Origin of the sequence: Paenibacillus sp. A3, assembly GCF_001399685.1 — a bacterium.
In the GTDB taxonomy this organism is placed as follows: domain Bacteria; phylum Bacillota; class Bacilli; order Paenibacillales; family NBRC-103111; genus Paenibacillus_G.
In genome coordinates this window covers 12,667-32,956 of sequence record NZ_JTHN01000142.1, presented here as the reverse complement: position 1 = coordinate 32,956, position 20,290 = coordinate 12,667, and the positions used below count along the sequence as shown (strand labels likewise).

15 protein-coding genes are annotated in these 20,290 nt (G+C 57.3%); 7 read left to right on the top strand and 8 right to left on the bottom strand.

Annotated elements, in window-relative coordinates:
- Positions 1 to 11 precede the first annotated feature (11 nt).
- A complete protein-coding gene (locus tag QJ48_RS21505) occupies positions 12 to 596 on the bottom strand; it encodes a thymidine kinase (RefSeq protein WP_054975551.1) in 585 nt (194 codons plus the stop codon).
- 136 nt (positions 597 to 732) lie between these two features.
- On the opposite strand from QJ48_RS21505, the gene QJ48_RS21500 reads away from it, so the two are divergent.
- Together QJ48_RS21500 and QJ48_RS21495 are read left to right on the top strand one after the other, a co-directional pair.
- On the top strand, positions 733 to 2,508 hold the full coding sequence (locus QJ48_RS21500; protein WP_157261712.1) for a hypothetical protein: 1,776 nt from the start codon (positions 733 to 735) through the stop codon (positions 2,506 to 2,508).
- A 106-nt stretch (positions 2,509 to 2,614) separates the two neighbouring features.
- A complete protein-coding gene (locus tag QJ48_RS21495) occupies positions 2,615 to 3,073 on the top strand; it encodes an N-acetyltransferase (RefSeq protein WP_237763007.1) in 459 nt (152 codons plus the stop codon).
- 86 nt (positions 3,074 to 3,159) lie between these two features.
- On the opposite strand, the gene QJ48_RS21490 is transcribed toward QJ48_RS21495, so the two are convergent.
- On the bottom strand, positions 3,160 to 4,992 hold the full coding sequence (locus tag QJ48_RS21490) for a PAS domain-containing sensor histidine kinase (RefSeq protein ID WP_054975549.1): 1,833 nt from the start codon (positions 4,990 to 4,992) through the stop codon (positions 3,160 to 3,162).
- 414 nt (positions 4,993 to 5,406) lie between these two features.
- On the opposite strand from QJ48_RS21490, the gene QJ48_RS21485 reads away from it, so the two are divergent.
- Positions 5,407 to 5,799, top strand: a complete 393-nt coding sequence (locus QJ48_RS21485; RefSeq protein WP_054975548.1) for a hypothetical protein — start codon at positions 5,407 to 5,409, stop codon at positions 5,797 to 5,799.
- 82 nt (positions 5,800 to 5,881) lie between these two features.
- Here the strand turns inward: QJ48_RS21485 and QJ48_RS21480 are convergent, their stop codons facing one another.
- The 3 genes from QJ48_RS21480 to QJ48_RS21470 all read right to left on the bottom strand — a co-directional run bounded on the left by QJ48_RS21480 (position 5,882) and on the right by QJ48_RS21470 (position 9,256).
- Positions 5,882 to 6,622 (bottom strand): hypothetical protein, encoded by a 741-nt coding sequence (locus tag QJ48_RS21480; protein WP_054975547.1) that lies wholly within the window; start codon positions 6,620 to 6,622, stop codon positions 5,882 to 5,884.
- 182 nt (positions 6,623 to 6,804) lie between these two features.
- A complete protein-coding gene (locus tag QJ48_RS21475; RefSeq protein ID WP_054975546.1) occupies positions 6,805 to 7,356 on the bottom strand; it encodes a hypothetical protein in 552 nt (183 codons plus the stop codon).
- 103 nt (positions 7,357 to 7,459) lie between these two features.
- On the bottom strand, positions 7,460 to 9,256 hold the full coding sequence (locus tag QJ48_RS21470; protein ID WP_054975545.1) for an ABC transporter substrate-binding protein: 1,797 nt from the start codon (positions 9,254 to 9,256) through the stop codon (positions 7,460 to 7,462).
- Positions 9,257 to 9,409: 153 nt separating this feature from the next.
- Between QJ48_RS21470 and QJ48_RS21465 the strand changes: the two genes are divergently transcribed.
- The 4 genes from QJ48_RS21465 (at position 9,410) to QJ48_RS21450 (ending at position 15,915) form a co-directional block, all read left to right on the top strand.
- Complete coding sequence (locus QJ48_RS21465) at positions 9,410 to 9,763, top strand: hypothetical protein (protein WP_054975544.1); 354 nt, start codon at positions 9,410 to 9,412, stop codon at positions 9,761 to 9,763.
- A gap of 24 nt (positions 9,764 to 9,787) precedes the next feature.
- The gene (locus QJ48_RS21460; protein ID WP_054975543.1) at positions 9,788 to 11,335 is read left to right on the top strand and encodes a DUF4153 domain-containing protein; all 1,548 of its coding nucleotides are present in this window, start codon (positions 9,788 to 9,790) and stop codon (positions 11,333 to 11,335) included.
- A gap of 63 nt (positions 11,336 to 11,398) precedes the next feature.
- Entirely contained in the window at positions 11,399 to 14,563 is a 3,165-nt protein-coding gene (locus QJ48_RS21455) for an ATP-binding protein (RefSeq protein ID WP_054975542.1), read from the top strand.
- 152 nt (positions 14,564 to 14,715) lie between these two features.
- Positions 14,716 to 15,915, top strand: a complete 1,200-nt coding sequence (locus QJ48_RS21450; RefSeq protein ID WP_054975587.1) for a DUF418 domain-containing protein — start codon at positions 14,716 to 14,718, stop codon at positions 15,913 to 15,915.
- Between the two features lie 267 nt (positions 15,916 to 16,182).
- Here the strand turns inward: QJ48_RS21450 and QJ48_RS21445 are convergent, their stop codons facing one another.
- From QJ48_RS21445 to shc, 3 genes are read right to left on the bottom strand one after another with little or no spacing between them, the layout of a single operon-like run.
- Complete coding sequence (locus QJ48_RS21445) at positions 16,183 to 17,625, bottom strand: cell wall metabolism sensor histidine kinase WalK (protein WP_054975541.1); 1,443 nt, start codon at positions 17,623 to 17,625, stop codon at positions 16,183 to 16,185.
- On the bottom strand, positions 17,622 to 18,311 hold the full coding sequence (locus QJ48_RS21440) for a response regulator transcription factor (RefSeq protein WP_202813842.1): 690 nt from the start codon (positions 18,309 to 18,311) through the stop codon (positions 17,622 to 17,624). Before QJ48_RS21440 ends, QJ48_RS21445 begins: the two co-directional genes overlap by 4 nt.
- Before the next feature lie 34 nt (positions 18,312 to 18,345).
- A complete protein-coding gene (gene shc / locus QJ48_RS21435) occupies positions 18,346 to 20,259 on the bottom strand; it encodes a squalene--hopene cyclase (protein ID WP_054975539.1) in 1,914 nt (637 codons plus the stop codon).
- Positions 20,260 to 20,290 lie beyond the last annotated feature (31 nt).

The following is a 20,290-nucleotide window of genomic DNA, read 5'->3' as shown; positions in this document are numbered from 1 at the left end:
TTTTTTTTTATTCATGAATGGGGTTGCGTTTGGTTGCTCTTTTGCATGGAGTAGCATTTACGGCACACCGGCAAATAGCTTTCGTTGCCGCCGATTTGAATCTGCGCGCCTTCAAATACCGGCTTGCCGTCGGCAAGACGCATATTCATCGTCGCTTTGCGGTCGCAGTACCAGCAGACCGTCTTGATTTCCTCGATTTTGTCCGCCAGCGCAAACAGATGATAGCTGCCCTCGAACAGTTGGCCGAGAAAATCCGCCCGCAGCCCGTACGCAATGACGGGAATGCCGAGCGTATCCGCAATTTCCGTAAGCTGCAGCACCTGCTGCTTGTTCAGAAACTGCGCTTCGTCGATCAGAATGCAGTTCGGCCGCTCGGCCGCCGCCATTCCGACCATGTCCAGGTTGTCGTCAATGACGATGCCGTCCTTCTGCATTCCGATGCGGGAAGCGACGACGCCGACCCCGTCCCGGTTATCCACTGCAGGGGTGAAGAGCAGCACTTTCTTTCCTTGCTCTTCGTAATTGTGTGCGACGCGCAGTACTTCGATCGACTTGCCGCTGTTCATCGTTCCGTAACGAAAATATAGCTTGGCCACGCCTCTAGTCCGCCTCTCCCTGAGAAATCACGAAGTTTATCATAGCACAAGTTGAGGGGGAGGTACAGGTTAACCCTTTTGGATGGGTAAATATGGTACAATGTGGACAACAAAGCTTGAAGAAGCGGTGATTTCGATGAAAAGCATAGGAAGCTATATTCGGAAATCAATGCCTGATCTTGAAAAACCGGAGCGGCCTTCCCCTCCGCCGGAGCCTCTGTATGCGCAGCGCCGGGGCAGCTCTAACACGGCGCGGCAGCTTGCTTCCGCTCCTGCCTTCGTCGCACAAATGCAGAGGAGTTTCGGAAACCGAGCGACGATCCGTTATTTGACCGGTTCACGGCAACCCCATGCCCATCCGCCGGTCCAATGCAAAATCAACCTTTCGCCCATGATCATCACATTGGACGGCGACTTTACGGAGTGTATTGCCGAATATAATGCGTTAGCGGACGATGCCCCTCTTTCCACGAAAATCAACACGCTTTCCGAAATGGAACGAGCCTGCTTCCACTGGTTTGTCCATCGGCAATCGGACGATCTCCAAGAAGACCCGGAAGCTCCCCATATGAGAATGCTCATGGACCTGCTTCACGATGAACGGCAAGCTTTGGTTAAGCAATCGGTGACGGGTGGCAACTCTACAGCCGAAGACGGTGATCTCCATCTCCCTATTGCTGGATTTGAGCAGCTGGACGAAGATAGCCAGCGGAAGGTACGCGAGATGTGGGATAAGCTGATCCAAGGCAGCGGAAGCATCCGAATCGTGGAGGAGAAGGGGCACGGAGACTTCAAGCTGCAGATGCTGACGGAATTCTCACGTATACTGGAAAGTCATTTCGGTCGGGGATTATTGGAACGAATCAACGAATCGGATAAAAAAATTGAACTTTCCCCTTTTTCCGTCGCCAAGGACGTCGGAGTGACTGCCGCCGCCTCGCCAGTAGGCGATAATAAGGAAAATGCCAAGCTGAAGAGGCTGTCTGGACAGCCGAAAGACAGGGACAAGTACAAGGAGATCAGACTTGACGGCTTGACCAAGCAGGAACGAATTTCCGCTCTGAACGACATGCGGAGGGAAAGGCCGGATCAGTTGGGTGTGGTGCTGATTTTGCAAGGGCGGCCGGAGCAGTATTACGCTTTTGGGGAAGGCACCGACGTGAAGGTGACGATGCCGTCCGACGTAAAGGAATCCTCTTTTTACTATGGGAATCGGCTCGTCGATACCGCGGGAAAGGAGCTGATTGCTCCAACATTCTCGACGTTAACCCACGAGCTCGGTCACGCTTTTCATATGCAGCAGGGGACGAAAACGGACAATGCCGGCGAATTAATGGAATGGATCGACGACCAGGACAATTTGGAAGCATGGTCCAATATGGAGGAGTACATTAATATCCAGGGAACGGAAAATCCGTTTCGAAACGAGTACGGCTTGGGCGAGCGGCACGGGCACGAGAATATCCCGCTTCTTCTCATGAACAAGCTGCAAGCGCGGCTTTTGGAAGCGGTTCGTTGGTTGGATGGGAATACCGATCTTGACAACGAGTACAAGCAGGAGATGGATAGCGAAATTACGAATCTGTCCGCCTTTGTCTATGCGAATTGGACGGACGAGCATAAATTGAAGCAGGGAAAGCAACAAGTGGGGAATCTGCCCTTACTTTTGAAGCAAATGTACGCTGAAGCGTTAGAAAGGCAGCGGTTGGACCGGATCGCATCGGACGAAGAGTCGAGAGGAATACGCCGATCCGCCCCGATAGCCATCCCCGGGTCCAGCGAGACGGAGCAAGATTCCTTCCGCCCGGGCGGGCCGGTTGAAAGCAACATGGACCGTTATGCCGAACAATTTGAAAGACAAAAGCAGCAATATAACATGCGAGCCAAATATTACAATAAATTGGGAATATAGGCCGTAAAGCTGAAAAAACGCTTATAGTCGAATCTTCCCTACGCTTCCGGCAGAGCTTCCCGTATGATGGGTCTATAGACAAACGCTAACGCGAGGAGGAACCGCTTTGAGGAACGCACCGACGGTAAGATTTGAAGCTATCGATCAGGACAATTGGGAAGATTGCGTGAAGCTGGAGGTGAAGGAGGAGCAGCGGAAGATGGTGGCTCCCAACTGGTTTTCGATTATTCAAGCCGCCTACGATAAATCGTACACGCCGCTTTCTATTTATCATGAAGATACGATGGTCGGCTTTTTCATGTACGGCAAAGACCCGGATGACGGGCTGTACTGGATCGTACGGCTGATGATCGACAAAAAGTTTCAAGACCGGGGCTACGGCGAGGCTGCGATCCGGCTGGGCCTGGAGCTGATCAAGCGTCAGGAGGATTGCTCTCCCGAGATTGTCATCAGCTATAAGCCGGACAATGAGGCGGCCGGGAAGCTGTACGAGCGCGTCGGCTTCGTACCGACCGGACGGATCATCGAAGGGGAGACGGAAGCGAGATACAAGGTTTTGAGATGAGCATGGGCGGACGTTTGCCCACAAAAAGGCTCCCTTATCGTCGGATGGATAAGGGAGCCTTTGCTTGTAGCAGCCACTTACGTGCTTTAAACCGGTAACGTTACCGTCACGGTCGTTCCCACGCCGGCTTCGCTTGCGATGGACATGCGGCCTTTGTGTTCGGTGACGATTTTTTGGCTCACCATCAGACCGAGGCCCGAGCCGTTTTCTTTCGTCGTATAGAAGGGTTCGCTGATCCGTTGGAGCAGCTCGGCAGGAATGCCGTCGCCCTCGTCCCGGAAGGTGATCGCCAGCATGCCCGGCTCGGCCAAGGCCGCCACAATCTCCACGGTTCCGCCCAGCGGCATCGCTTCGACGGCATTTTTTACAATATTGATGAACAACTGCTTCAATTGATTTTCTTCACAGCGAACCGCCGGCAGGTCCGGTTTGATCCGCGTCTTGAAACTGACGCTGTTCAGATTCGCTTGCGCTTCCAATAGGGAGAGGACGTCGGCGAGAATGGGGCCAATCCGCTTATAATGAAAGATGGCCGCTCTTGGCTTGGCCAGCAGCAGCATTTCGCTGATAATGTGCTCGATGCGCGTCAGCTCCGACGACATGATGTCCAAGTAATGTTCCTTGTAATGCCCTGCGCTCTTCATAAACTGCGTAAAACCTTTCAGCGAGGTCAGCGGGTTGCGGATTTCATGGGCAATGCCGGCGGCTAGCTGTCCGGCGACCGACAGCTTCTCCGAGTTGCGCAGCAGCTCCTCGGTAGCTTTGCTCTCGCTGATATCCCGCCCGATAATACAGATCCCGGTAATGTCCTGATCCTTGCCGACAACAGGTGAGATCGTCAGGCTCATATCGAGCGGCGTGCCGTCCTTGCGCTTGCGCTTCGTCTCGAAGCTGGAGATTTGCTTGCCCTGCAGCGCTTTGCGGAACAGCAGCTCCGACTCGATCCACAGCTCCTCCGGTATGTTCGGCGGACGCTCGCCGATCAGTTCCGCTTCGCTATAGCCGAACAAGTCGATGAACGCTTTGTTCAGCTTGGTCAGCCGCAGGTCCGCGTCGAGAATCGCAATGGTGTCCGCAGCATGCTCAATCATGGAATCGAGCTGCTGCTTGGTCGCACGGAGCGTTTCTTCCTGCTCCTTGTGCCGGGTAATATCCCGGATAAAGACGGACAAGCCGGGCTTGCCCGGATAGCAGCTGACTTCCAACCACTTTTTGACCAATGGATAATAATCCTGATAAAAGACGGGAACCGCTTCCTCGATTGCCCTCCAGCAAGCTTTGTAAAAGCCTGTGCCAAGCCATTCCGGCACCGTGCCCCGAATGCCGTGACCGAGCATATCCTCCCGGCTGAGCTGCAGAAGCTGCTCGGCGTTCCGGTTCACATAGACGAGCTCTCCGCTTCGGTTCAGCATAATGTAAGCGTCGGCAAACGTTTCGAGCAGCGAGGTCATACGGATGAGCGATTCCTGAAGCGCGTTTTCGGCATCTTTTTGTGCGGTAATATCCTGGGTTTGCATGTATATGTAAGCTGGTCCGCCGCCGCTGTCCTTAAGTTCGACCGCATAAACGCTCATCCATAAGGTTTGTCCGTCCGCGCTGAGCCAGCGCATCTTGGTTTCATAGCGGGAGAGCTGGCCCGATACGAGCTGGCTCATATGATGCATGCACAGGAGAAGCTCCCCGGGATGCACTAAGGTCTGAAGATTCATCTGCTCCAGTTCTTCCGTCCTGTAACCGAGCTTCGTGCCGAGCGATTCGCCGGCCATCAGCAGGTTGCAGTCCTGGTCGAGCAGGAGGGAGCCGGTGTGGGGGCTGGCGAAGCTTTTCAGCGCCAGATCGACAAGCATTCGTGAAAAAGTCCCATCCGCTTTGGTTTTCAATTGCTCCGGGACGAATGGCGATGCGAGCAAATCGTTCATGAATGAGACTCCCTCCACTTTTTTAGGCTGAAAGTTAACATTCGTCAAAAATCAACACAATTCCTTTTTTTTGCAGGTCCCGTTTTTTTGCGAGTGGCAAAAATGGGGCGAAAAGGCTATAAATATATGAATTGCTATAATAAGAATGAGATGATAAGATAAAACAATAATATTTACCAACAATTTCATGGAATTGCTACACATGGTCTGCCATGAAGACAACGAAATAAAGGGCGAACGGCGTCGCAGGACGCAGTCGCCCTTTTCGCAGCTTTACGGCAGGTATCGTTTGATGTCCGGACATGTCGTTTTTAGTCAATTACAATAATGGAAAATTTAGATGTAACTTTCGTTTGGCACGTCACGTCCAAAGGTATTATCGCGTTAAGGTAAATCCAAGGAGGCGGAAGTGAAATGGCAGGAAAGGACCTGAAAAGCTTGTTGTCGCCGCAGGAGCTTGAAGCATTGACGCATAGCCCCGAGGGAAACGGATCGGGAAGCGACGGGCGTGCGGAGCCGGAGAGCGAAACGGAGCCGAAGCTGGAACTGGAGCGGCTCCGGCTCGAAACGGCCCGGCTGGATCTGACGGTCGCCCGGCTTATCGAAAGAGTGGAGCAGCTAGAGCTCCGGCTGGAAAACCGCTCCGCGTACGAAGTGGTCGGGGGCGTCCCCGAGGCGTTCGCGGCAGGCGAATGGCATGCGCAGGAAACCGCTGCCGCGAAATCCGTTACGGCTCCGCCCGCCCCGGAGGAGCCGACGCTTTCCCGGGTGAGAACGTACGGCCGCAAAAAGCGGGACCGCTCCTAAGGAGGGCGGACCGCCTTTTACGGCCGATGCCCGGGGTTGGGAGCTGCGGAATTCCTCAGCAACCGAAAGGAGCGCCACGCCATTACGACTGCGGCATTCGCGGCGTCAGGAACCGGCCGATTTCCTCCGGCAGCACCTCCGTATCCCACGGATGGAAGTAATAGTTGTTGTCGTCGCGGAACAAGCTCTGTTTATGCGCAACCGGTTCGCCGGTTTGAAACACGATACGGTACTCTTTCGGGTCTCCGCCGGTCATAGCCGGCTGGTAGTTTTCTTTCTTTTGCCCGTGTCCGAGCAGCTCCATGAACAGCCCGGTGTCGGCTCTTTCGAGCGAACGGAACCGCTGCCAGGCGTCCGCTTGCTTGGAATAGACATACACGTCGATTCGCGTCACCCGCTCGGACGGAAGATCCTTGTAGCTCCAGGAGCGGGCAAGCTTGCCATCCGCGTTTCTTGCGCTGTACAGCATGTAGCCGCCCACTTCGTTGTCCGCCTTGGCGGCAATCAGCGAGTGATCTGGGTACCCTTTGACGGCATAAAGGCGCGTGCCTTCCTGTAAAAATGCCGCATCCCCGTCCTTGGTCGCATAGCTCGGGTTGGTGACGGCTCCCTCGACCCTGAACTTCACGGTGCCGACGACCTCATCCGTCACGGCGTCCGGGGAGGCGGCCACCGCTTCATAGACCCCGTTATATTCCTTTCCGTTCAGCTTGACGAAATCCACCCAATCGATAACGGTATTTCCCGTCTTCCATGGGTCCGTTTTGGCATTGCAGGCAGGCAGTACGAGCAGCAGCAGGCACAACAGCAAACGCCAAACCATCGTCGTCACTTCCTTTCGTCCGGTTAACCGGGCAGGGTGTGTACAACATAATGGACGCACGTCTTCGTCGGAAAGTTGCGCAGAGGCAGGAGCGAAGGCGTCCCCTTACGAAACCCTTACCCGGCTGTGACCGCAATAAAACCGGCCGGACCTCGGAAGCAAGGCGCCGGCCGGCGAATCGTTCAATGGCGGTGGGAGGCGGGGCGCCTTTTCGCGTTCCGGCAGCGCCGCTTGCCCCGGGCCCCGGTCCGGGCTGTACAAACGCGCTTGGCACGGTAAGGAACCGCCGAGCAAGCCGTATTCGCCTGAGGAAGGAAGCGGATCGAACCGGCGATGCGGGGAGCGTCCTGATTGACCATTCGCTTGAGCAAGCGGATGGCCGCCCCATACCTTTTGTAATCGTAGTCGTTCGTCTTCGGATCATAGAAGGCTTCCGAAAGCTCCTCCGGGGTCATATAGGCGAACACGCGGCCATCGTGCTCCGCGAGGAAGACCAGCGGCGAATCGCCGTAGCCTTCGCGGCTCCATTCCTGGCGCGTCATATGGAACACCAGAATGGCCAGCACGTCGTCATACACTTTGCCTTTGTACCTGAACCGGAAATGCAGCTCGTACTCCGTATCACGGTTCTGTCTCCGCCGGTCGATGACCGCGTACGTCCTCCACCACGCCGGGAAACGGAGGGTAAATCCGTATCTCGTGTTGCGATACAGGAAATGGCTCGGCTTGTTCACGTCGCTCGGGTCCCCTTTCGAACCTAAGGTTGTGTTACTACTGTATTCGTAGAAGCCCCGGATTATAATCCCGCGTCGTCAAAGCCCGAAACGCGCCTGTCAGTCACGGCTTAAACCAGATGTTTTTGAACTGAACCCAATCCAGCGCATCCAGCGAAATCCCCTTGACGGATTCATGGTAGATCGTTTTGAGCCGTTTGAAATATAAAAAGTGGAGCACTTGCTTGGCGGTCAAATGCGCTTCAATCGCCTGCAGCAGAGCCGAACGGCGGCTGGACGAAGGCTCGCGCAGCGCCTCCTCCATCAGGGCGGAGACTTTGGCTTTGACCGAGGGCTCCAAATGCCGCTGCATGCTTTTGTACAAGTCGATCAGCCGGAGCTCCGCATCGTTGTCGAGCATGATGGAGAACAGCAGCAGATCGGCGTGCAGCCGCTGCTCGCTCTTGAATTCCTCCACGGACAGCAGCTTGATCTCCACGGCAAAGCCGGCTTCCTGGAGCAGCGCCTGCACATGCAGCGCATCCGGCTCATAGTGCGTGATCGTGCACAGCGTCAGCCGCTGGCCGTCATAGGCGGAGCGCTTGAGCAGCGCGCGAATCTGATCGGTCTCGTGGGCAAGCGGCTCCGCTTCCGGCGCCGTGCTTCCATGCCCGTGGCCGATGAAGCTGTCGGCCGTATAGATGGCGTCGCCGCCGATCCGCTCAAACAGCTTGCGGCGGTTCAAGGCGGCGCATACCGCGCCCCGCAGCGCAGGGTCGCTGAGCGGCCCCTGCTTCAGCAGGTTGAAGGTCAGGAACCGGCACGTCGCCCCTGGCTGCTGCACCTGCTGCCAGGTTTCGGAAGCTTCGTCGGGCAGACGATAGTTGTGGATAATCTGAAAGCTTTCCAGCGTCCGCTCGCTGCCCTGCACCTGCATGTCGGGAATATGCCACAGCTCTACGCGGTCGAGATGCGCCCGGCCTTGGAAATAAGCGGGGAAAGCGTCGAGCACGCACATGGACGCATCCAAATGCGTCAGCTTGAACGGGCCGGTGCCGACGGGAGCGAGCGCAAACCGGTCTCCCAGCTCCTCGCACAGCTCGGCAGGGACGATGGAGGCGCGGTTCGTGCCGGCATATTGAAGCAGCAGCTCGCAAGGCTCGGACAGCCGGATGATGACCGTGATCGGGTCCACCGCTTCCACGCTGTCAATTTGCCGGTGGACCCAACTGTACAGTGCGCCGGTCGCCAGCCGCTTGAGCCTCTCGAACGTGTACTTTACGTCGTCTGCGGTTAATTCCCTGCCGTGGTGGAACTGGATGCCTTTGCGGAGATGAAACGTCCAGATCGTCCGCGCTTCGTTTACCTCCCAAGCGTGAGCGATATGCGGCTCGATCGTTTGGGTCAGCCGGTTGTAGCGCACAAGCGGATCGAACAGCTGGTGCACGAGGTGGGCTTCCGTCCGGAAATTGGTCGTGGCGGGATCGAGCGACAGCAGCGACTGGGTGAGCGGGAACCGCAGCGTATCGAAGCGCTTGCTACCCTGCATTTCGCTGCTGTAACCGAAATAGCCGGCCAGCCAGCGGTGGAAGCTGTCCCTTAGCGCCCCTTCGGGCGAAGAGACGTTCAGCTGCTCAAGCGCGCCCCGCAAATCTTTGCGCTCGACCAGGTCTTGCGCAATCGAGAGTATGAGATCCTCGGCAGGTTTGTAGAACGTCAGGGCGGACTTTTGACCGCGCCCGCGCTTCGGCAGCCAATCGAGCCAGGCTTCGCTTTGCATTTTTTTGAGCAGCAGCACGACATTGCGGTGCGTGCAGCCGAGAACGGCCGCCAGCTCGTCGAGATGGACAAGGTGCGGCTGCTGCTCGGCGATATGCGGGTACTGTTCGCGAAGGCGGATATAGTGGTTTGCCAGCTTCATAAGACAACCTCCGGGGGTTCGGAAAAATATGAAATTTATATTTCAAAATTTACTCTTTTTATTCGTGTTTTTCAAGTTACAATAAACGTGGATGGGCAATTCGACAAAATTATAGCGAAATGGAAAATAGTTCAATTATGAGGAGGAATTCGGATGTACTGTCCTTCATGGTCCGACCAAGAGCAAATTCGAGGGGTAAAGCGGCTTCCGCTTACGGTCGCCTGGGGCGATCAACTGCTGTCGGAGGCCGAAGCGGCCGTGAACGCGGCGCATACCGACGAGGAATTGCGGAGAGCGGTTTTCGCGCTGGCCCGGCTCGCCTACGGGCGCATTCACGGAAAGGACCTGCTCAACCTGCTGCAAGTCGACGACGAAGACATTTTACGAGACCTCGCGGGGGATATCGATCCTATAAACCAAGCAAGTCCTTACGAATTGCGGCAGTGGGCCAACCGGTGGAGCCGGCAAATCCGGCAGAGCACGCATGAGGCGGCCCTGCTGCAATAAGCTTAGAGGAGGCTGGGGAAGCTCATGAAGACGGAATCCGTTCCGGTCCGGAGCGAAGGAAAGCTGCTGGTTGCCGCGCTCGGCTGCGCGGTCGTCCATCATTACTTGTTTTACGGAAAAACGTGGGGCGTCTCGTTTCCGCTGTTTGTGATATTATTTTACGTTTATTATTACTGGGCTGTCCGGGAGAAGCGGGAGCTTCGGCTGGAGCCGTCCATGGCGCTGGCCGTTCCCGTGCTCTTGCTCTCCTTTACTTACGTGGCGCATTCGAACCTGCTTCTGCTCGTTTTTAACGCTTTGGCGGTGCCGCTGCTGATTGTGGCGCACACGACGTGGCATATGTCGGAGGGACGGCCGAAGACGCCGTTCATTGTCCGCCTGCTTGATCAGGTGTTCGTGCAAACGCTCAGGTACGTGCCTCAACCGGTCCGCGTCGCCTTTCGGTCCCTATCGTTCAAAATGAAAGCAGGCCGCTCCCAAGAGCTGATGAAGGTGCTGATCGGACTGATCGTTTCGATCCCGCTGCTTCTTGCGGTCGTTGCCTTGCTGGCTTCGGCCGATTCCATGTTCGACCGCACGCTGGCCCGGCTTCCGGCACTGGCAGGCGACCTGGAGCTCGGCTTGACGCTATTTCGCATTTTATGGATCGCCTGCATCGCGACGGGACTGTTCGCTTACGTGCGGGGCTTGCTTCAACCGAAGCCTTGGCCGTCCCGGTCCGCGGAGGAACACTTTGCCGCCGGCTCGGAGCCTCCGGCAACCGCTCCGGCAGCCACTCCGGCGAATGCTCCAGCGGCCGGCGTCACGCCATCGGCGACTGTGCCGCGCATCGATGCGACCGTCGCAGCCACCATTCTGGTTGTGCTGAACGCCGTGTACCTGCTGTTCGCCTTCGTGCAGTTTTCGTACTTTTTCGGAGGCGGGGCCGCCGAGCTGCCGGAAGGCATTACTTACGCATCCTATGCGCGAAAAGGCTTTGCCGAGCTGGTTGTCGTCACGCTGATCAATTTGACCGTTCTGATGATCATGCTGTACGGAGTGAAGCGCCCGGGTCTCGCCGCCTGGCGGTTTCTGCGCGCGCTGCTCGGAGTGCTCGTCGGGTGCACCGGCATTATGCTGAGCTCCGCCTACTTGCGCCTCTCGATGTACGAAGAGGCCTACGGCTATACCGTGGCCCGGCTGCTCGTGCACGCGTTCATGCTCTTTCTGCTTGTGCTGTTCGTACTGGCACTCGTCAAGCTGTGGCGGGAGCGGCTGCCGCTGCTTCGCTGCTACGCGGCCGTCACCGTGACAGCGTATGTCATCGTCAATTACTTCGGCATCGATGCGGCGGTGGCGCGGGGCAACATTCAGCGCTACGAGGCGACAGGCCGGCTCGACGCCGCCTATTTGGGCAGCCTGGGCTACGAGGTCGTTCCGCTGCTGTTGGAGCTGAAACGGAAGTATCCGGACGCCGAAGGGGTAGACGAAGCGCTTCAGAGCTTCCGAAGCCGCATCGAGAGCGGAAAGCCCGCCTCGTGGACGGAATTCAACTGGTCCGAATGGAGAGCTGCGAAAGCGCTGGAGGAATAATAGCGCTCAGGTCCCCCGAGGCATCGAAATTTATTCGACTAGGCAAAAGGAAAGTAAGAACGCTTGTCGAAATTTACACCTATGACGCAGACATCCAACAAAAACGCCCTCAAAGTGAGTGCCGTTATTTTATTGTTCCTGTCCGTTCTCTTCGGCCTTCGCTGGCTTTGGTTTCTGGCCTATGGTTCTCCGGAGCATCCCCGCGCGGTTGAAGGCGTGCTGGATCTGCGGGGCTGGAATTTGGAGCATTCCCGCACCCTTATGCTGGACGGCGAGTGGGAATTTTACCCCGGCGCCTTCCTTTCCCATGAAGACCTAAGGAGTCCGTCCGCGGGCCGTCCGAATGTCGTCCAAGTTCCCGGAGACTGGAGCAAAGGCATGCCGGAAGGCTCGGAATCGTCGTTCGGCTACGGGACGTACCGGCTGCGCATTCTGGTCGATCAGCCGTTAAGCCAGCCTTACGGCTTCTGGATTCAGGAGATCATGGCCTCGTCCGTTATCGAAATTAACGGCCGGAAGGCAGCCGAATTTGGCCGGCCTGCGGAGAACGAGGAGGCGTACGAACCGCGAAAAGTCTCATACACCGCAACGTATGACCAAAACGATGTGAAAGAAATCGAACTGCTTGTACGCACAGCCAATTATGAAAGCCCCGTGAACGGAGGTATTTTAAAGCCGATTCGTTTCGGCTCGCAGGCAGCCATCGACTATGAACGCTGGTATTCCATCGGGTTTCAGCTCGTGACCTTCATCGTGCTGCTGCTGCACGGCTTGTACGCCATCATTTTGTATTTGTTCAACCCGCGGCATAAGGTGCTTCTTATCTTTTTCCTGCTGCTTGCGGTCGCGGGCATTTCTGTCGTTTCCGATAACGATAACCTGCTGATGATCTGGCTGCCGCTTAATTTCGCTTGGGGCTTGAAAATCAGGCTGCTTTCCTACTTGTGGCTGCCCTTCTTCATGGTGCTCCTGGCCAGAAACTTTGACGGCCATGCCTCCGGTACCCGATGGTTTCGCGCTTATGGCGCCTTGCTGGGGCTCTACTCGGTGTTTGTGCTTGCCGCCCCCACTCCGCTCATTTACGAATCGTTGTACGTAAAAGTGTTTTCTTTGCTTTATTTGGCTCCCGTCGTCTGGTTTTTGGTTTTGCTCGGCCGCAAGGTGGCCAGAAACGATCAAGACGCCTTGTTCCTGCTGTTTGCCGCAATGAGCATCGGATCCAGCATCGCTTGGGGATATACCGCAGCGGTGAGCGTCTACTATCCGATCGACATTATCGCAGCCATCATTTGCTTCTCGGCCTACTGGTTCAAGCGGTTTTTCCGCAACGCCGAGGAGAACGCCAGGCTGAACGAACAGCTGCGAGCGTCCGACAAGCTGAAGGACCAGTTCCTTGCCAATACGTCGCATGAGCTGAGAACGCCGCTGCATGGCATTTTGAATATTGCCCGGACCGTTGCGGCCAAAGAAAAGCATGCCATGGACCGCGCCAGCTCCGAGAACATGGAGCTGCTGATCACGATCAGCCGCCGGATGTCGCAGCTGCTCGATGACCTGCTCGACGTGGCGCAGCTTCAGGATAAGCGCATTGTGCTGCAGAAGGAGCCGCTGCGCATTCAAGCGGTTGCCTCCGGCGTCGCCGGGATGCTGCGGTTTATCACCGACTCCAAGCCCGTTCAGCTAAAGATTGAGATTGCGGATGCGGTGCCGCCGGTATGGGCGGATGAAAAGAGACTTGTGCAAATTTTGTTCAATCTGGTACATAACGCCCTGAAATACACGGACGAAGGAACGGTAGTCATTTCCGCCGAAAAGAGCGGAGAGCAGGTCGTCGTTCGGGTCTCCGACAGCGGCATCGGCATGGATGAGGAGACGCAGGCGCGTATCTTTTTGCCGTATGAGCAAGGGCCTCACGGAAGAAGCGGCAGCGGGGGAATCGGCCTTGGCTTAAGCATCTGCAAGCAGCTGGTGGAATTGCACGGCGACGCGCTGACGGTCCGCTCCGAACCGGGGCGGGGCTCCGTATTCAGCTTTGCGCTTCCGATGGCCGTTTCGTCGGGCTTTCCGCCGGAGCACGCTCCGCAACGACAGATTGTTGAAGAGGAGAAAGCGGGGAGCGGCTTGAGCCTATCCGGGGATCTAAGCGGCGTGTGGCCTGACTTGCCGACCGCAGCGCCTTCCTTTGCCGGGGAAAAAATGAACATTCTCGCGGTCGATGACGACCCGGTCAACCTGAAGGTACTCGTCGGCATCCTCTCTACGGAGCAATACCATGTCAGGACCGTTTCGTCGGGCCGGGAGGCGCTGGAGTTGCTCGACACGGAGTCTTGGGACTTGCTGATTGCCGACGTCATGATGCCGCATATGTCCGGCTACGAGCTGACACGGCAGGTGAGGACTCACTATTCCGTTTCGGAGCTGCCGGTGCTGCTGCTGACCGCCCGAAGCCAGCCTGCGGACATTTATACCGGATTTTTGTCCGGGGCCAACGATTACGTGACCAAGCCGGTCGATGCGCTCGAACTGAAATACCGCATCTGGTCGTTAACCACGTTGAAGCAATCCGTCAACGAACGGCTGCGCATGGAAGCCGCTTATTTGCAGGCGCAGATCCATCCTCATTTTCTGTTCAACACGCTGAACTCGATTATCGTGCTGAGCGACATCGATACGGACAAAATGCGCGATTTAATCGACGCCTTTGCGTCGTATTTGCGGATCAGCTTCGATTTTCTGAATTCGGGCAGGCTGGTGGAGCTTACCCATGAGCTGGAGCTTGTTAAAGCCTTCCTGTATATCGAACAGGAGCGGTTTGGCGACAGGTTATCCGTCGTGTGGGAGGTGGAGCCCGATATGGATTTGATGCTTCCTCCGCTGACGATCCAGCCCCTTGTCGAAAATTCGCTCAAGCACGGCCTCCTTCGCCAAGGGAAGGGCGGTATGGTAATTATCCGGATTGTCCGCCGCGAGGGTTCCGTGCTTATTGAAATCAAGGATAACGGCATCGGGATGGAACCGGAATGGGCCGATCAACTGCTGAATCTAACGACGAAAAGCAGAGGCGGAATCGGGCTGTCCAATACGAACCGGCGGCTGAAGCAGCGCTATGGGAAAGGCTTATCCATCCACAGCAAGCCCGGCGAAGGCACGACGGTATCGTTCGCGATCCCGGATCGGGACGCGCAGGGCGGGACTAAGCACGAGAACGAATCCGTATTGTTAAAATAAGTTCTTTTCCCGAAACCCCGGGTCGCTGCTGCGATTCGGGGTTTTTCATGCTTACCTCCGTCCGGCTTTATAAATTTCTTAGAATTGGCCGCTATGATAAGAGCAAGCCGGTCATCCGGCAGAACGATCGGACTTACGAAAGGAGCCTTATCATGAAACCAACTTCAACCAACGAACGAATCGTTCTCCTCGATATCGTCCGGGGGATCGCCATTCTCGGCATCCTGTTGGTCAATATGACCTTTTACAGCAGCTCGCTGCAGGCCATTCAAATGCAGATCGAGCAGTGGCCCGGCGTTTGGGACCAGGCGGTGAAGATGCTGGAAAGAATTTTTGTCGACGGAAAATTTATGGCCATGTTTTCCTTCCTGTTCGGGTACGGGATGATGCTGTTTAAGGAACGGGCGGAGCAGAAAGGGAACCGCTTCGGACGGCTGTACGCCAGAAGGCTTCTGGCGCTTCTTGTCTTCGGGCTGATCCACGGAATTCTGATCTGGTTCGGGGACATTCTGGTGCATTACGCGCTGCTCGGATTTATTTTGCTCTTGTTCCATAAACGCCGGCCCAGGACGCTGCTGATCTGGGCCATCGGCCTCCTGCTGCTGATTCCGGCCGTCTTGGTTGCGACGGGAGCGCCGGCTACCCCCAAGCTCTCACCGGAAATGATCGCACGCGCACAAAAAATGATCGCACACGATCAACTGGTCTACGGCAGCGGCACGTTTGCCGAAATCGGCAAGCAGCGGTTCGGCGACTGGGTCATGAGCTTTTTTAACCAGATTGTGTTTTATCCGCAGATTCTCGGCCTGTTCCTGCTCGGCGCTTATTTTGCCAAACGCCGCGTGTTTCACGACATTCCGGCTCATGCCGGTTTGCTGCGCAAGCTGTGCTGGTGGGGAGGTGGCTTCGGGCTGATCACGAATATCGCGGCTGTCCTGCTGCCGGATCAAGCCGCCTTCGCCGGGGCGAAAAACTTGTTTGTCTTGCTCGGGGTGCTGCTGGGCTCGCCACTGCTCAGCTTAGGCTACATCGCTTTGGTCGCTTTATGGTTCAAGCGGTCTTCGCAGCATAGCCCGTTGTCGCTCTTCGCTCCGGTTGGCCGGATGGCATTTACCAATTATATCCTGCAGTCGATCGTTTGTACGCTGCTGTTTTACGGGTATGGGCTGGGCTGGTACGGGAAGGTAGGGCCCGCGGTAGGCTTGCTGCTGGCATTGGCCGTGTTCGGCGCGCAGATGGTGTGGAGCCGCTTATGGTTCAAGCGGTTCTCGATCGGACCGCTCGAATGGCTCTGGAGAGGGTTCACGTATTGGAACAATCCTTCGGCTTCGGTAACGAAATCGGCACGATAACGAAAAGAGATGGCACCGCTAGGCGGAGGCCATCTTTGAGCTTGTCGAGAAAGTGGGTTTTAATAAAAATAGAGATGCAAACGGAGGTGGGGTATCCACTGGAGTAGCGATAGCGGCCGCCTTTGTCTTCGGGAAATGTCCGCTGATAAGCGGCTTCTAATCAAAATTTCCCGATGACAACAGCGGTCGGAAGTGGATACCCCACCCCCTTCGTAACCTCTATTGTCCCATTTGACCACTTTCTCGACACCCTAAGAGATGGTCCCGCTAGGCGGAGGCCATCTCTTTTAGCGTAACGCATATTCGTGCGCCGCCTTCCGGGCGGTTGAACGCGGCGACATGACCGCCATGCTTCTCCGCCAGCTTCTTCACAATATACAGTCCAAGTCCCGCATGGCCTTTTTCTTCAGAACGGGACGGATCCCCCTGGTAAAATTGCTCGAACAGATGTGCGAGGTCGTTCACGCTGAAGCCCCGCCCCGTATCCTGCACCTCGAAGTGCAGCCGCCCGTCCCGGTAGCCGATCCGCCAACGGATTTCGCCGCCCTCCGGGGTGAAGCGGAGACTGTTGGCCATCAGGTTGTCCATGATTTGCTCCAGCCGGAGGAAATCGATGCGCAGCGGTTGAGCGGGCGACAAGCCGTCGGTGTCCAGGAGCAAGGCAACTTGCTTGCTCTCGCACAGCAGCTTGTAGTCATCGCGTTTACGCTCGAAGAACGGAAGGGGCTCGAAGGCGACGGGAGATAACGTGAAATCCGGACGTTCGATATCCGATATTGTCGTCAGCTCGTCCAGCAGCCGGGCCGCCCGCTCCGTATTTCCCTGGATCGTCCGCAAATAGCGGGGGAGCCGATCCGGGCGCTGGGCCGTCCCTTCCAGCAGATTGTCTACGTGCCCCTGAATGATCGTCAGCGGCGTGCGCAGGTCGTGGGTGATCGCGGCCACCATGTCGCGGCGCTGCTGCTCCATCTTCCATTGGGCCGTGAGCGAATCGTGCAGCGCGCGCCGCATCTCCTCGAAAGCGGAGGCCAGTTCGGCCAATTCCTTGGAGCCGCCGACATCCGCCAACGTAAAATCCAGATCGCCCTGCTGAATCCGGCGGGCTCCGTCGGTCAACCGGCTGACCGGAGGCTTTAGCCGGGTTCCGAGCCTTCGGGCGAACAGAAACGTGAACAGCATAATGAAGACGAACGGAGCGGCCAAATTCGTAACGATGAGCAAAAACGTAGCCATCGGCTGGTCCGCGTTGCTTGTAACCAGACTTAAATCGTAGCGGAGAACAAATACGCCGGCGAGCCCGCCTTGGGCATCCGTTACGGGATAGTACAGCACGATCTTCCCGTTGACACGCTCGTTCGTGTTCAGCTTCGACAGCAGCTCCTCTTTGGAAGAAATGTATCTTTTATCTATCGTGCCGTACAGGAATTTTCCCTGGGCATCGAAGATCTGATACTGAATGCCGGCCGCAGGGATACGCTCCTCCAGAGCCGTCCGGGCGTCGTGCGTCAAGAGCGCTTCCTTTTGCCCGAGGGCGTATTCGGTAATTTCGGGAATTTGCTTTTCGTAGTAGTTGGCCGGGCGAACGGCCTTCTCGTTCGTAAAAATATAATAAGTGCTTGCGCCCCAGACGGCGACGGAGCAGACGAAGCTCAGGAGCAGCACGAGCAAAAAAGCGACGCCGAATTGACTGCGGAACGTCAGCTTGTTCATGATGCACCGGCTCCCATTTTATAGCCGACTCCCCAGACCGTGGCGATATACTCCGTATGCGGGTCCGCCTCCGCCAGCTTGGACCGGATCTTCTTGATGTGCTCGGTCACCGTGGCCGAATCGCCTTCCGCTTCAAGGCCCCAGACCTTCTCGTAGATGCGGTCCCTCGACAGCACCTGATTCGGGTGCATCATCAGCAGCTGCACAATCTCGAACTCCCGGGCGGTTAACGGAATCGACCGGTTCCGGTAATGCAGCTGGTAGGCGTCCAAATCCAGCATCAGCTCGCCGAAGTGCAGGATCGAGCGTCTCGCCCGTGTCTCGCTGCGGCGCTCCCGGCGCAAATGAGCCTGCACGCGCGCTTTCAATTCCCGGATACTGAACGGCTTCACCAAATAATCGTCTCCGCCGACCATCAGCCCTTGAATACGGTCCGTTTCGCTTCCGCGCGCGCTCAGAAACAAGATCGGGCACGTCACGAGCGGACGTATGGAGCGGCATACCTCCCAGCCGTCGAGTCCCGGCATCATCACGTCTAGGATGATCAGATCGGGCTGCTCCTTCAAAAGCGAGAACACTTCCTCGCCGCCCGAAGCGGTCAGCACGGCGTAGCCTTCGTCCGTCAAAGCGTCCTCCATGAACGTCAGAATGTCCCGTTCGTCGTCTGCGATTAGGATTTTTTCCATGATTGTTGTCTCCTGTTCGTTGGCTTTCGTACGGTCAGGACCCGTATTTGTTCCTGTAATGCGCCAGCGCCAGCAGCGGCCAGATCAGGTTGTAGCTGTGATAGCGCACGTAAAAATCGCCGGGCAGCGCCGCACCGGTAGGATACTTGGCCGGCCAAGAGGCGTCCCCGGCCTCCAGCATGTCCGCCAGCGCACGCGCCGCCCGGTTGATGGCGTCGGTCGGCGCCGGATGCACGGCGATCAGCGCATCGAGCGCCCAAGCGGTCTGCGAGGGCGTGCTGGCGCCCAGCGGGATGTAGATCTTGGCCCGGTCGCTGCGGCACGATTCGCCGAAGCCGCCGTCCGGGTTTTGGATGCCGGTGAGCCACCGCACCGCTTGCTGCAGCTCCGGCTGATCGGGCGGAACCCCGGCGGCCGCGAGCCCCGTTACGGCGGCCCAGGTGCCGTAAATGTAGCAGATGCCCCAACGGCCATGCCAGGAGCCGTTTCGCTCCTGACGGCCGAGCAGCCACCGGACGGCGCGCCGGATGAACGGCTGCTCTTGGCGGAGACCCGCCCAAGTGCCCAGATATTCCAGCGTGCGCCCGGTCAGGTCCGCGGCTGAAGCGTCAAGCGCGGCTGCCTCTGCGCCGTCGACGGGAAGGGCGGCGAGCAGCGGGGAATTTTTATTCCGCTCGAAGGCCGGCCAGCCGCCGTCGTCGTTCTGCAGCGACAGTACCCAGTGAAGGCCGCGGCTTCTTGCTTCGCCATACCCGGCCTCGGGCCGCCCCGGACTGCGGCGCAGCGCCCGCAGCGCGGCGGTCGTATCGTCCACGTCCGGCACGATCGTGTTGACGTCGGAGAATCCCCAGCCGCCGGGAACGGGGTTCTCGACATCGGCGCTCCAATCGCCGAGCTTCGTATGCTGGCGCGAGAGCAGGTAGGCGTCCGCCCGCCGAATCGCCGGGTGCGAGGCCGGCAGCCCCGCTTCCTGCAGCGCATGGCTAAGGAGCGCCGTATCCCAGACGGTGGAGGGCGAGTTTTGAATATGAAGCTGCCCCTCGGGTTCGCAGGCGAGCGAGATCAGCCCTTGTACCGCTCTTACGATAACGGGATGCCGCTCGTCGTACCCGAGCGCCAGCAGCGCGTACACCATCAGGTACGTGCAGGACGCATAGCTGTACAGCGTCCCGTTCGGCTCGATCCGCTCAAGCATATAGCGCTCGGCATGCCGGAGCGCCAGCCGGCGGAGCTCCTGCGGCAGGTAAGGCAGCTTATGAAGGGCGCGTTGAATGTCGTTCCACCAGCCGGAGAGGCGCCGGTCTTCCCCGATATCCCTTCCCTCGGCATGCGCCGACCAGCGCTCGCGGGCAGGGAGCAGCTCGGACAAGTCGGGCGTCCCCGCCGTTTTGACCGTGAACTGCCGGACGCCCAATATCGCAACGGGCGCCAGATGCACGCGCGCGTAGTTGGAAAACCGATAAAAGCTCAGCGGCAACGACCGGGGAAGCAGCAGCAATTCAGGCGGAAAGGGGAACGGCCGCGGCCAAGGGTACTGACCGATGACAGCCAGCATCAACTTGGTCAACAAGCCGCTGACGTTCCGCAGGCCGCCCTTCGATAAAATAAACCGTCTCGCCCGCGTCATCGCCTCGTCGGAAGCAGGAAGACCGGCATACCGCAGCGCCGCATAAGCCTCAACCGTCGCCGACAAATGCCCGTCCCCGTCGTCGTAAAACCATTTCCACGCGCCGTTCGCTTCCTGCTTCGATAAAATCCGGTTTGCTAAACGTCGTACAAGGTTTTCGTCCTTTACGTTTAACGAGCTTAACAACAGAATCAGGTACGCGTCCGTCAAGATCCCGTTTTCAAAGCAAAAACGCCACGTCCCGTCCTGCGATTGCCGCGTCAGCAGCATCTGCATCAAACGATTGGTGGCGGTTTCGACGATCCGGTGGAGGCTGCTCATGCTCATCATCCTTTCCCCAACATTGTATGGG

Excerpts from the sequence above, each read along its gene's own strand:
- QJ48_RS21485 (WP_054975548.1), top strand. The coding sequence starts at position 5,407 with ATGGCAGGAAAGGACCTGAAAAGCTTGTTGTCGCCGCAGGAGCTTGAA.
- QJ48_RS21450 (WP_054975587.1), top strand. The coding sequence starts at position 14,716 with ATGAAACCAACTTCAACCAACGAACGAATCGTTCTCCTCGATATCGTC.
- QJ48_RS21445 (WP_054975541.1), bottom strand. The coding sequence starts at position 17,625 with ATGAACAAGCTGACGTTCCGCAGTCAATTCGGCGTCGCTTTTTTGCTC.
- QJ48_RS21465 (WP_054975544.1), top strand. The coding sequence starts at position 9,410 with ATGTACTGTCCTTCATGGTCCGACCAAGAGCAAATTCGAGGGGTAAAG.
- QJ48_RS21490 (WP_054975549.1), bottom strand. The coding sequence starts at position 4,992 with ATGAACGATTTGCTCGCATCGCCATTCGTCCCGGAGCAATTGAAAACC.
- QJ48_RS21500 (WP_157261712.1), top strand. The coding sequence starts at position 733 with ATGAAAAGCATAGGAAGCTATATTCGGAAATCAATGCCTGATCTTGAA.
- QJ48_RS21480 (WP_054975547.1), bottom strand. The coding sequence starts at position 6,622 with ATGGTTTGGCGTTTGCTGTTGTGCCTGCTGCTGCTCGTACTGCCTGCC.
- QJ48_RS21440 (WP_202813842.1), bottom strand. The coding sequence starts at position 18,311 with ATGGAAAAAATCCTAATCGCAGACGACGAACGGGACATTCTGACGTTC.
- shc (WP_054975539.1), bottom strand. The coding sequence starts at position 20,259 with ATGAGCAGCCTCCACCGGATCGTCGAAACCGCCACCAATCGTTTGATG.
- QJ48_RS21460 (WP_054975543.1), top strand. The coding sequence starts at position 9,788 with ATGAAGACGGAATCCGTTCCGGTCCGGAGCGAAGGAAAGCTGCTGGTT.
- QJ48_RS21470 (WP_054975545.1), bottom strand. The coding sequence starts at position 9,256 with ATGAAGCTGGCAAACCACTATATCCGCCTTCGCGAACAGTACCCGCAT.